This window comes from Exiguobacterium sp. U13-1 (assembly GCF_001750115.1).
Lineage (GTDB): Bacteria > Bacillota > Bacilli > Exiguobacteriales > Exiguobacteriaceae > Exiguobacterium_A > Exiguobacterium_A acetylicum.
This window is the reverse complement of sequence record NZ_CP015731.1, coordinates 507,271-520,284: the sequence shown is the minus strand read 5'-3', so window position 1 is coordinate 520,284 and position 13,014 is coordinate 507,271. Positions and strand designations below refer to the sequence as shown.

The 13,014-nt window shown below is 51.8% G+C and carries 2 protein-coding genes, 6 tRNA genes and 6 rRNA genes; all 14 read right to left on the bottom strand.

All coding sequences use genetic code 11. The features are described 5' to 3' along the window. Positions 1–9: 9 nt before the first annotated feature. The gene (locus tag ESP131_RS02715) at positions 10–465 is read right to left on the bottom strand and encodes a CtsR family transcriptional regulator (protein WP_029343072.1); all 456 of its coding nucleotides are present in this window, start codon (positions 463–465) and stop codon (positions 10–12) included. A 131-nt stretch (positions 466–596) separates the two neighbouring features. Continuing rightward, positions 597–712, bottom strand: a 5S ribosomal RNA gene (rrf, locus tag ESP131_RS02710). A 46-nt stretch (positions 713–758) separates the two neighbouring features. After that, positions 759–3,672 (bottom strand): 23S ribosomal RNA (locus ESP131_RS02705). 168 nt (positions 3,673–3,840) lie between these two features. Beyond that, positions 3,841–5,402: ribosomal RNA gene (locus ESP131_RS02700) — 16S ribosomal RNA — on the bottom strand. A 125-nt stretch (positions 5,403–5,527) separates the two neighbouring features. Continuing rightward, positions 5,528–5,603, bottom strand: a tRNA-Ala gene (locus ESP131_RS02695). Between the two features lie 22 nt (positions 5,604–5,625). After that, positions 5,626–5,702, bottom strand: a tRNA-Pro gene (locus ESP131_RS02690). A gap of 4 nt (positions 5,703–5,706) precedes the next feature. Beyond that, a tRNA-Arg gene (locus ESP131_RS02685) sits at positions 5,707–5,780 on the bottom strand. A 38-nt stretch (positions 5,781–5,818) separates the two neighbouring features. After that, a tRNA-Leu gene (locus tag ESP131_RS02680) sits at positions 5,819–5,905 on the bottom strand. A 62-nt stretch (positions 5,906–5,967) separates the two neighbouring features. Further along, positions 5,968–6,043, bottom strand: a tRNA-Thr gene (locus tag ESP131_RS02675). A 15-nt stretch (positions 6,044–6,058) separates the two neighbouring features. Beyond that, positions 6,059–6,134 (bottom strand) — tRNA-Val (locus ESP131_RS02670). Positions 6,135–6,143: 9 nt separating this feature from the next. Further along, positions 6,144–6,259: ribosomal RNA gene (rrf, locus tag ESP131_RS02665) — 5S ribosomal RNA — on the bottom strand. A gap of 102 nt (positions 6,260–6,361) precedes the next feature. After that, positions 6,362–9,275 (bottom strand): 23S ribosomal RNA (locus tag ESP131_RS02660). Positions 9,276–9,442: 167 nt separating this feature from the next. After that, positions 9,443–11,004 (bottom strand): 16S ribosomal RNA (locus tag ESP131_RS02655). Together the 16S, 23S and 5S rRNA genes with 6 tRNA genes alongside form the textbook arrangement of a ribosomal RNA operon. 381 nt (positions 11,005–11,385) lie before the next feature. After that, entirely contained in the window at positions 11,386–12,867 is a 1,482-nt protein-coding gene (lysS, locus tag ESP131_RS02650) for a lysine--tRNA ligase (protein WP_148661999.1), read from the bottom strand. Positions 12,868–13,014: the final 147 nt, after the last annotated feature.

The window sequence follows — 13,014 nt, the reverse complement described above, 5'->3', positions numbered from 1 at the left end:
GTCCGACGACTAGAGTCGCTTCATGGTTTGAAGAAGCGTCCGCATCAAGTGGGCACGCATCCGGTGTTGATCTTCGACCGCCATTGGCAAACTCTCTTTTTGCAACAGCGATTGAATCAAAATAGCTTCCCGCCGCGTCAGTAATTGTTCGTTCATCAAACGAATCAAATAATCTTCTGCAGCTTGTTCCGTCAAATGATCATCGATCCATGAACTGACTTCATCTAATAGATCGTGACTATCGAGCACAACGATTTTTTGAATCCGAATGTATCCACCGCCACCCCGTTTACTTTCAACGAAATAACCCTTTTCGACCGTAAAACGAGTATTGATGACGTAGTTGATTTGTGATGGAACACAGTCAAAACGCTGTGCAATTTCTTGACGTTTGATTTCAATCGTCTTTTCGTCGTGTAAAATTTGCTTTAAATAGGCTTCGATGATATCTGTGATGTTTTGCATTGGCACCACCTCTCTGACCATCTTTGACTATTGTTTGATTTAATAGTAATCATCTAAAAAAAGAAATGCAACTGATAAGGCTTTTTATAAAACACAAAAAGACCGACCTGCAATCTGCAGATCGGTCAAGTGCCTGGCAACGTCCTATCCTCACAGGGGGAAGCCCCCAACTACTTTCGGCGTTCAAGTGCTTAACTTCCGTGTTCGGCATGGGAACGGGTGTGACCACTTGGCTATCGTCACCAGACGATGGGCTCGCGCCCTCAAAACTGAAGTCATCAACAAGCATCTGCTAGAACAAGGCCTCGACCGATTAGTATCACTCAGCTCCACATGTCGCCATGCTTCCACCCGTGACCTATCTACCTCATCGTCTCTGAGGGGTCTTTCTTGATTACTCAAAGGGAAATCTCATCTTGGAGGGGGCTTCATGCTTAGATGCTTTCAGCATTTATCCCGTCCGCACGTAGCTACCCAGCGATGCTCCTGGCGGAACAACTGGTACACCAGCGGTGCGTCCATCCCGGTCCTCTCGTACTAAGGACAGCTCTCCTCAAATTTCCTGCGCCCACGACGGATAGGGACCGAACTGTCTCACGACGTTCTGAACCCAGCTCGCGTACCGCTTTAATGGGCGAACAGCCCAACCCTTGGGACCTACTCCAGCCCCAGGATGCGATGAGCCGACATCGAGGTGCCAAACCTCCCCGTCGATGTGGACTCTTGGGGGAGATCAGCCTGTTATCCCCAGGGTAGCTTTTATCCGTTGAGCGATGGCCCTTCCATGCGGAACCACCGGATCACTAAGCCCGACTTTCGTCCCTGCTCGACTTGTAGGTCTCGCAGTCAAGCTCCCTTCTGCCTTTGCGCTCTACGAATGATTTCCAACCATTCTGAGGGAACCTTTGGGCGCCTCCGTTACTGTTTAGGAGGCGACCGCCCCAGTCAAACTACCCGCCTGACACGGTCCTCCAGCCGGATCACGGCTGCGAGTTAGAGACTCTATGCATGAAGGGCGGTATCCCAAGGGTGACTCCTCCGAAGCTGGCGCTCCGGGCTCGACGTCTCCCGCCTATCCTGTACATCATGCACAAAGCCTCAATATCAGGCTGTAGTAAAGCTCCATGGGGTCTTTCCGTCCTGTCGCGGGTAACCTGCATCTTCACAGGTACTATGATTTCACCGGGTCTCTCGTTGAGACAGTGCCCAAATCGTTACGCCTTTCGTGCGGGTCGGAACTTACCCGACAAGGAATTTCGCTACCTTAGGACCGTTATAGTTACGGCCGCCGTTTACTGGGGCTTCGGTTCAAAGCTTCGCTTGCGCTAACCCATCCCCTTAACCTTCCAGCACCGGGCAGGCGTCAGCCCCTATACGTCATCTTGCGATTTAGCAGAGACCTGTGTTTTTGCTAAACAGTCGTTTGGGCCTATTCACTGCGGCTCTACTCATGTAGAGCGTCCCTTCTCCCGAAGTTACGGGACCATTTTGCCGAGTTCCTTAACGAGAGTTATCCCGCGCGTCTTAGAATTCTCATCTCGCCTACCTGTGTCGGTTTACGGTACTGGCGCCTTCCCCCTCACTAGAGGCTTTTCTTGGCAGTGTGAAATCGTGACCTACGTCCCTACGGGACTCCGCATCGTTCCTTGACTTTGGTGCCTGACGGATTTGCCAATCAGACGGTCTTGAAACTTGCACATGCACTTCCATCCGCATGCGTCACTATCCTCCTGCGTCCCCCCATTGTTCAAACGGTGGATCGGCGGTACAGGAATATCAACCTGTTATCCATCGCCTACGCCTTTCGGCCTCGGCTTAGGTCCAGACTAACCCTGAGCGGACGAGCCTTCCTCAGGAAACCTTGGGCTTTCGACGGAGGGGATTCTCACCCCTCTTTTCGCTACTCACACCGGCATTCTCACTTCCAAACGCTCCACTGCTCCTTCCGGTACAGCTTCACAGCGGTTTGGAACGCTCCCCTACCATTCCTTACGGAATCCGCAGCTTCGGTGGTATGTTTAGCCCCGTTACATTTTCGGCGCGGCGCCACTCGACTAGTGAGCTATTACGCACTCTTTGAATGGTGGCTGCTTCTAAGCCAACATCCTAGCTGTCTAGGCAGCGCCACATCCTTTTCCACTTAACATACACTTTGGGACCTTAGCTGGCGGTCTGGGCTGTTTCCCTCTTGACTACGGATCTTATCACTCGCAGTCTGACTCCCGAGTATAAGTTGCTGGCATTCGGAGTTTAACTGAATTCGGTAACCCTGTGGGGGCCCCTAGTCCAATCAGTGCTCTACCTCCAGAACTCTCAACCTCGAGGCTAGCCCTAAAGCTATTTCGGGGAGAACCAGCTATCTCCAGGTTCGATTGGCATTTCACCGCTACCCACACCTCATCCCCGCACTTTTCAACGTGCGTGGGTTCGGACCTCCAGTCAGTGTTACCTGACCTTCATCCTGGACATGGGTAGATCACCTGGTTTCGGGTCTACGACAACGCACTGAACGCCCTGTTCAGACTCGCTTTCGCTACGGCTCCGCCTCATCGGCTTAACCTCGCGCGTTATCGTAACTCGCCGGTTCATTCTACAAAAGGCACGCCATCACCCGTTAACGGGCTCTGACTACTTGTAGGCATACGGTTTCAGGATCTATTTCACTCCCCTTCCGGGGTGCTTTTCACCTTTCCCTCACGGTACTGGTTCACTATCGGTCACTAGGGAGTATTTAGCCTTGGGAGATGGTCCTCCCGGATTCCGACGGGGTTTCACGTGTCCCGCCGTACTCAGGATCCACTCTGGAGAGAAAACAGTTTCAGCTACAGGGCTGTCACCTTCTTCGGCCGACCTTTCCAGGTCCTTCACCTACTGTCTTCCTTTTTGACTCCGTATAGAGTGTCCTACAACCCCGAAGAGCATGCTCTTCGGTTTGGGCTGTTCCCGTTTCGCTCGCCGCTACTCAGGGAATCGCATTTGCTTTCTCTTCCTCCGGGTACTTAGATGTTTCAGTTCCCCGGGTCTGCCTCACGCTACGCTATGTATTCACGTAACATGTCCCATCCCATTACAGATGGTGGGTTCCCCCATTCGGAAATCTTCGGATCAAAGCATACTTACTGCTCCCCGAAGCATATCGCTGTTCGTCGCGTCCTTCATCGGCTCCTAGTGCCAAGGCATCCACCGTACGCCCTTCATACCTTGATCTAGCGTTGGTATTCTAAGAACACACGTCTTAAATGACATGGTTAATTAAAAGTTTGATGTCTTGTTGATGTCTTCAGTTTTCAAGGTGCGAGTGTCTCTATCGAGACGTGAGAGACGAGCTCTCAAAACTGAACGATGGGCATGTCCCGTAAGGGACGTTTTCCTTAGAAAGGAGGTGATCCAGCCGCACCTTCCGATACGGCTACCTTGTTACGACTTCACCCCAATCATCTACCCCACCTTCGACGGCTGGCTCCTTACGGTTACCTCACCGGCTTCGGGTGTTGCAAACTCTCGTGGTGTGACGGGCGGTGTGTACAAGACCCGGGAACGTATTCACCGCAGTATGCTGACCTGCGATTACTAGCGATTCCGACTTCATGCAGGCGAGTTGCAGCCTGCAATCCGAACTGGGAACGGCTTTATGGGATTGGCTCCACCTCGCGGTCTCGCTGCCCTTTGTACCGTCCATTGTAGCACGTGTGTAGCCCAACTCATAAGGGGCATGATGATTTGACGTCATCCCCACCTTCCTCCGGTTTGTCACCGGCAGTCTCCCTAGAGTGCCCAACTCAATGCTGGCAACTAAGGATAGGGGTTGCGCTCGTTGCGGGACTTAACCCAACATCTCACGACACGAGCTGACGACAACCATGCACCACCTGTCACCATTGTCCCCGAAGGGAAAACTTGATCTCTCAAGCGGTCAATGGGATGTCAAGAGTTGGTAAGGTTCTTCGCGTTGCTTCGAATTAAACCACATGCTCCACCGCTTGTGCGGGTCCCCGTCAATTCCTTTGAGTTTCAGCCTTGCGGCCGTACTCCCCAGGCGGAGTGCTTAATGCGTTAGCTTCAGCACTGAGGGGCGGAAACCCCCCAACACCTAGCACTCATCGTTTACGGCGTGGACTACCAGGGTATCTAATCCTGTTTGCTCCCCACGCTTTCGCGCCTCAGCGTCAGTTACAGACCAAAGAGTCGCCTTCGCCACTGGTGTTCCTCCACATCTCTACGCATTTCACCGCTACACGTGGAATTCCACTCTTCTCTTCTGTACTCAAGCCTTCCAGTTTCCAATGGCCCTCCCCGGTTGAGCCGGGGGCTTTCACATCAGACTTAAAAGGCCGCCTGCGCGCGCTTTACGCCCAATAATTCCGGACAACGCTTGCCACCTACGTATTACCGCGGCTGCTGGCACGTAGTTAGCCGTGGCTTTCTCGTAAGGTACCGTCAAGGTACGAGCATTACCTCTCGTACGTGTTCTTCCCTTACAACAGAGTTTTACGATCCGAAAACCTTCATCACTCACGCGGCGTTGCTCCATCAGACTTTCGTCCATTGTGGAAGATTCCCTACTGCTGCCTCCCGTAGGAGTCTGGGCCGTGTCTCAGTCCCAGTGTGGCCGATCACCCTCTCAGGTCGGCTATGCATCGTCGCCTTGGTGGGCCGTTACCCCACCAACTAGCTAATGCACCGCAAGGCCATCTCAAGGTGACGCCGGAGCGCCTTTCATCAGCGGACCATGCGGTCCGTTGAACTATCCGGTATTAGCTCCGATTTCTCGGAGTTATCCCAATCCTTGAGGCAGGTTCCTTACGTGTTACTCACCCGTCCGCCGCTCATTCCGCTGCCTTCCCTCCGAAGAGTTCCGTCAGTTTCCTGCGCTCGACTTGCATGTATTAGGCACGCCGCCAGCGTTCGTCCTGAGCCAGGATCAAACTCTCCATGAAGTGTTTGACTTGCTCGTTTTTGTGACCGAAGTCACGATTGACGAAGCTTGCGCTTCATTCATGTTTGTATTCCGTAGAATACGATTTTTGCCTCATCGTTCAGTTTTCAAAGTTCGTCATAAAAATGGTGGAGCCTAGCGGGATCGAACCGCTGACCTCCTGCGTGCAAGGCAGGCGCTCTCCCAGCTGAGCTAAGGCCCCATTAAAGGGATGAAATTGAAGATGGTCGGGAAGACAGGATTCGAACCTGCGACCCCTTGGTCCCAAACCAAGTGCTCTACCAAGCTGAGCTACTTCCCGAAAATGCACCCTGAGAGATTCGAACTCCCGACCCCTTGATTCGTAGTCAAGTACTCTATCCAGCTGAGCTAAGGGTGCGGAATATAAGGATCAAACAGCAAACATCAAAATGAAAATGGTACCGAGGGCCGGAATCGAACCGGCACGGGGAAACCCCCGCAGGATTTTAAGTCCTGTGCGTCTACCAGTTCCGCCACCCCGGCAGGGATATAAAAGGTAGAACCTTCATTCATAATTGAATTCTGGTGATCATTGAAGATAAAGATGGTGCCGGCAACAGGAGTCGAACCCGCGACCTACTGATTACAAGTCAGTTGCTCTACCAGCTGAGCTACACCGGCAAGTGTAATAAAAAATGGTGGAGGATGACGGGATCGAACCGCCGACCCCCTGCTTGTAAGGCAGGTGCTCTCCCAGCTGAGCTAATCCTCCATATGTATCGCCTGGCAGCGTCCTATCCTCACAGGGGGAAGCCCCCAACTACTTTCGGCGTTCAAGTGCTTAACTTCCGTGTTCGGCATGGGAACGGGTGTGACCACTTGGCTATCGCCACCAGACATTTATTATCTTAACATTATGTTCACATAACGTCAAGACTTTTTTTCGTTTTTTTGAAAGGCTCGCGCCCTCAAAACTGAAGTCATCAACAATGCATCTGCTAGAACAAGGCCTCGACCGATTAGTATCACTCAGCTCCACATGTCGCCATGCTTCCACCCGTGACCTATCTACCTCATCGTCTCTGAGGGGTCTTTCTTGATTACTCAAAGGGAAATCTCATCTTGGAGGGGGCTTCATGCTTAGATGCTTTCAGCATTTATCCCGTCCGCACGTAGCTACCCAGCGATGCTCCTGGCGGAACAACTGGTACACCAGCGGTGCGTCCATCCCGGTCCTCTCGTACTAAGGACAGCTCTCCTCAAATTTCCTGCGCCCACGACGGATAGGGACCGAACTGTCTCACGACGTTCTGAACCCAGCTCGCGTACCGCTTTAATGGGCGAACAGCCCAACCCTTGGGACCTACTCCAGCCCCAGGATGCGATGAGCCGACATCGAGGTGCCAAACCTCCCCGTCGATGTGGACTCTTGGGGGAGATCAGCCTGTTATCCCCAGGGTAGCTTTTATCCGTTGAGCGATGGCCCTTCCATGCGGAACCACCGGATCACTAAGCCCGACTTTCGTCCCTGCTCGACTTGTAGGTCTCGCAGTCAAGCTCCCTTCTGCCTTTGCGCTCTACGAATGATTTCCAACCATTCTGAGGGAACCTTTGGGCGCCTCCGTTACTGTTTAGGAGGCGACCGCCCCAGTCAAACTACCCGCCTGACACGGTCCTCCAGCCGGATCACGGCTGCGAGTTAGAGACTCTATGCATGAAGGGCGGTATCCCAAGGGTGACTCCTCCGAAGCTGGCGCTCCGGGCTCGACGTCTCCCGCCTATCCTGTACATCATGCACAAAGCCTCAATATCAGGCTGTAGTAAAGCTCCATGGGGTCTTTCCGTCCTGTCGCGGGTAACCTGCATCTTCACAGGTACTATGATTTCACCGGGTCTCTCGTTGAGACAGTGCCCAAATCGTTACGCCTTTCGTGCGGGTCGGAACTTACCCGACAAGGAATTTCGCTACCTTAGGACCGTTATAGTTACGGCCGCCGTTTACTGGGGCTTCGGTTCAAAGCTTCGCTTGCGCTAACCCATCCCCTTAACCTTCCAGCACCGGGCAGGCGTCAGCCCCTATACGTCATCTTGCGATTTAGCAGAGACCTGTGTTTTTGCTAAACAGTCGTTTGGGCCTATTCACTGCGGCTCTACTCATGTAGAGCGTCCCTTCTCCCGAAGTTACGGGACCATTTTGCCGAGTTCCTTAACGAGAGTTATCCCGCGCGTCTTAGAATTCTCATCTCGCCTACCTGTGTCGGTTTACGGTACTGGCGCCTTCCACCTCACTAGAGGCTTTTCTTGGCAGTGTGAAATCGTGACCTACGTCCCTACGGGACTCCGCGTCGTTCCTTGACTTTGATGCCTGACGGATTTGCCAATCAGACGGTCTTGAAACTTGCACATGCACTTCCATCCGCATGCGTCACTATCCTCCTGCGTCCCCCCATTGTTCAAACGGTGGATCGGCGGTACAGGAATATCAACCTGTTATCCATCGCCTACGCCTTTCGGCCTCGGCTTAGGTCCAGACTAACCCTGAGCGGACGAGCCTTCCTCAGGAAACCTTGGGCTTTCGACGGAGGGGATTCTCACCCCTCTTTTCGCTACTCACACCGGCATTCTCACTTCCAAACGCTCCACTGCTCCTTCCGGTACAGCTTCACAGCGGTTTGGAACGCTCCCCTACCATTCCTTACGGAATCCGCAGCTTCGGTGGTATGTTTAGCCCCGTTACATTTTCGGCGCGGCGCCACTCGACTAGTGAGCTATTACGCACTCTTTGAATGGTGGCTGCTTCTAAGCCAACATCCTAGCTGTCTAGGCAGCGCCACATCCTTTTCCACTTAACATACACTTTGGGACCTTAGCTGGCGGTCTGGGCTGTTTCCCTCTTGACTACGGATCTTATCACTCGCAGTCTGACTCCCGAGTATAAGTTGCTGGCATTCGGAGTTTAACTGAATTCGGTAACCCTGTGGGGGCCCCTAGTCCAATCAGTGCTCTACCTCCAGAACTCTCAACCTCGAGGCTAGCCCTAAAGCTATTTCGGGGAGAACCAGCTATCTCCAGGTTCGATTGGCATTTCACCGCTACCCACACCTCATCCCCGCACTTTTCAACGTGCGTGGGTTCGGACCTCCAGTCAGTGTTACCTAACCTTCATCCTGGACATGGGTAGATCACCTGGTTTCGGGTCTACGACAACGCACTGAACGCCCTGTTCAGACTCGCTTTCGCTACGGCTCCGCCTCATCGGCTTAACCTCGCGCGTTATCGTAACTCGCCGGTTCATTCTACAAAAGGCACGCCATCACCCGTTAACGGGCTCTGACTACTTGTAGGCATACGGTTTCAGGATCTATTTCACTCCCCTTCCGGGGTGCTTTTCACCTTTCCCTCACGGTACTGGTTCACTATCGGTCACTAGGGAGTATTTAGCCTTGGGAGATGGTCCTCCCGGATTCCGACGGGGTTTCACGTGTCCCGCCGTACTCAGGATCCACTCTGGAGGGAAAACAGTTTCAGCTACAGGGCTGTCACCTTCTTCGGCCGACCTTTCCAGGTCCTTCACCTACTGTCTTCCTTTTTGACTCCGTATAGAGTGTCCTACAACCCCGAAGAGCATGCTCTTCGGTTTGGGCTGTTCCCGTTTCGCTCGCCGCTACTCAGGGAATCGCATTTGCTTTCTCTTCCTCCGGGTACTTAGATGTTTCAGTTCCCCGGGTCTGCCTCACGCTACGCTATGTATTCACGTAACATGTCCCATCCCATTACAGATGGTGGGTTCCCCCATTCGGAAATCTTCGGATCAAAGCATACTTACTGCTCCCCGAAGCATATCGCTGTTCGTCGCGTCCTTCATCGGCTCCTAGTGCCAAGGCATCCACCGTACGCCCTTCATACCTTGATCTAGCGTTGGTATTCTAAGAACACACGTCTTAAATGACATGGTTAATTAAAAGTTTGATGTCTTGTTGATGTCTTCAGTTTTCAAGGTGCGAGTGTCTCTATCGAGACTGAGAGACGAGCTCTCAAAACTGAACGATGGGCATGTCCCGTAAGGGACGTTTTCCTTAGAAAGGAGGTGATCCAGCCGCACCTTCCGATACGGCTACCTTGTTACGACTTCACCCCAATCATCTACCCCACCTTCGACGGCTGGCTCCTTGCGGTTACCTCACCGGCTTCGGGTGTTGCAAACTCTCGTGGTGTGACGGGCGGTGTGTACAAGACCCGGGAACGTATTCACCGCAGTATGCTGACCTGCGATTACTAGCGATTCCGACTTCATGCAGGCGAGTTGCAGCCTGCAATCCGAACTGGGAACGGCTTTATGGGATTGGCTCCACCTCGCGGTCTCGCTGCCCTTTGTACCGTCCATTGTAGCACGTGTGTAGCCCAACTCATAAGGGGCATGATGATTTGACGTCATCCCCACCTTCCTCCGGTTTGTCACCGGCAGTCTCCCTAGAGTGCCCAACTAAATGCTGGCAACTAAGGATAGGGGTTGCGCTCGTTGCGGGACTTAACCCAACATCTCACGACACGAGCTGACGACAACCATGCACCACCTGTCACCATTGTCCCCGAAGGGAAAACTTGATCTCTCAAGCGGTCAATGGGATGTCAAGAGTTGGTAAGGTTCTTCGCGTTGCTTCGAATTAAACCACATGCTCCACCGCTTGTGCGGGTCCCCGTCAATTCCTTTGAGTTTCAGCCTTGCGGCCGTACTCCCCAGGCGGAGTGCTTAATGCGTTAGCTTCAGCACTGAGGGGCGGAAACCCCCCAACACCTAGCACTCATCGTTTACGGCGTGGACTACCAGGGTATCTAATCCTGTTTGCTCCCCACGCTTTCGCGCCTCAGCGTCAGTTACAGACCAAAGAGTCGCCTTCGCCACTGGTGTTCCTCCACATCTCTACGCATTTCACCGCTACACGTGGAATTCCACTCTTCTCTTCTGTACTCAAGCCTTCCAGTTTCCAATGGCCCTCCCCGGTTGAGCCGGGGGCTTTCACATCAGACTTAAAAGGCCGCCTGCGCGCGCTTTACGCCCAATAATTCCGGACAACGCTTGCCACCTACGTATTACCGCGGCTGCTGGCACGTAGTTAGCCGTGGCTTTCTCGTAAGGTACCGTCAAGGTACGAGCATTACCTCTCGTACGTGTTCTTCCCTTACAACAGAGTTTTACGATCCGAAAACCTTCATCACTCACGCGGCGTTGCTCCATCAGACTTTCGTCCATTGTGGAAGATTCCCTACTGCTGCCTCCCGTAGGAGTCTGGGCCGTGTCTCAGTCCCAGTGTGGCCGATCACCCTCTCAGGTCGGCTATGCATCGTCGCCTTGGTGGGCCGTTACCTCACCAACTAGCTAATGCACCGCAAGGCCATCTCAAGGTGACGCCGGAGCGCCTTTCATCAGCGGACCATGCGGTCCGTTGAACTATCCGGTATTAGCTCCGATTTCTCGGAGTTATCCCAATCCTTGAGGCAGGTTCCTTACGTGTTACTCACCCGTCCGCCGCTCATTCCACTGCCTTCCCTCCGAAGAGTTCCGTCAGTTTCCTGCGCTCGACTTGCATGTATTAGGCACGCCGCCAGCGTTCGTCCTGAGCCAGGATCAAACTCTCCATGAAGTGTTTGACTTGCTCGTTTTTGTGACCGAAGTCACGATTGACGAAGCTTGCGCTTCATTCATGTTTGTATTCCGTAGAATACGTTTTTTGCCTCATCGTTCAGTTTTCAAAGTTCGTCGTGTCGTTTTCAGCGACTTTAATATCTTAACAAGTTATCAACTCGATTGTCAACAACTTTTTTGATATTTATTTTTGTGTGTCACGACCATTCGCGGCACAAGAAGTAATATACCATGGCTTTTTGAATCGTACAAGCATTTTATTAGAAAAACATTTAAAAACTTTCATTTACCCGTTTTTTGACTCGTTTATCCCTACATTGACTTCAAAAAGAACGCTCCGTTCCTTCTATAAGGTATAGAAGAAACGGAGCTCTACTCATTAATTTTGTTGATGACGCATCGTCGGGAAGAGTAACACATCACGAATCGATGGCGCATTCGTCAACAGCATGACGAGACGATCGATCCCGATTCCAAGACCACCCGTTGGCGGCATACCGTACTCGAGTGCTTCAATGAAGTCTGTATCCATTTCATGTGCTTCGTCGTTTCCTGCTTCTTTTTCGACGAGTTGTGCTTCGAAACGTTCACGTTGATCGATTGGATCGTTCAATTCCGTGAAGGCATTCGCATGCTCACGACGGACGATGAACAATTCAAAGCGATCCGTAAAACGTGGATCCTCTGGATTTTTCTTCGCCAGCGGTGATACTTCAACAGGGTGACCATAGACGAATGTTGGTTGGACGAGTGTTTCTTCTACTTTTTGTTCGAAGAACTCATTCAAGATATGTCCCGTCGTCATGTGCGACTGGACTTCAACACCGTGTTCATGTGCCAGTTCAAGAGCACGTTCGTTTGAAATCTGTTCGAAGAAGTCGACACCTGTCGCTTCTTTAACGAGATCTACCATGTGTGCTCGTTTCCAACCGACAGATAGATCGATGACGTCTTCTCCGTAAGTGACTTGTGTCGTACCGAGTACTTCTTGTGCGACGTGAGCGATCAGATTCTCTGTTAAGTTCATGATGTCTTTATAATCCGCATACGCTTCATAGAGTTCGATCATCGTGAATTCTGGGTTATGGCGTGTTGAGATTCCTTCATTACGGAACACACGACCGATTTCGTAGACTTTCTCAAGTCCACCGACGATCAAACGTTTCAAATGGAGCTCGATCGCAATCCGCATGTAAAGCGTCATGTCAAGTGCATTATGATGCGTGATGAACGGACGAGCCGATGCTCCACCCGCAATCGTGTGCAACATTGGTGTTTCGACTTCCAAGTATCCGAGGTTATCGAGATATTGACGGATTCCACGAATGACTTTACTCCGTGCGATGAATGTCTCACGTGATTCTTGGTTCGTAATAAGGTCGAGGTAACGCTGACGGTAACGTTGTTCGATATCTTTTAATCCGTGATATTTATCCGGAAGTGGACGTAACGCTTTCGTTAATAACGTAAATGCTGTGACGTGAACAGAGAGTTCACCAACATTCGTCTTGAACACGTAACCTTGGATCCCGACGATGTCACCTAAGTCACATGTCTTATAGATCTCATAGGCATCTTCACCGACATCATCTTTACGGACATACAACTGAATTTGACCTTGTACATCCTGGACGTTCGTAAAGCCAACCTTTCCTTTACGACGTGTCGTCATGACACGACCCGCGATGGCAACTTCCGGTTTCAGTTCAGCCAACTCTTCTTTTGTATGTTCACCAAATGATGCACGAATGCTCGCAGTATCCGTCGAACGTTCAAAACGTGCGCCGAATGGATCGAGACCTTGTTCACGCATGGCGTTCATCTTACCGAGACGCACCTGCATTTGATCGTTCATTTCCATATCCTGACTCACTGTCTTCACTCCTTTTAATAATGGTTCACGACGATTCTCTCGAATAAAAAGCTGCCGGAATGACCGACAGCCCTTTAGAAAACCGATACGCTCATCTTCAATGCAACTAGCGTACCACAAAACGACTCTGTCCGA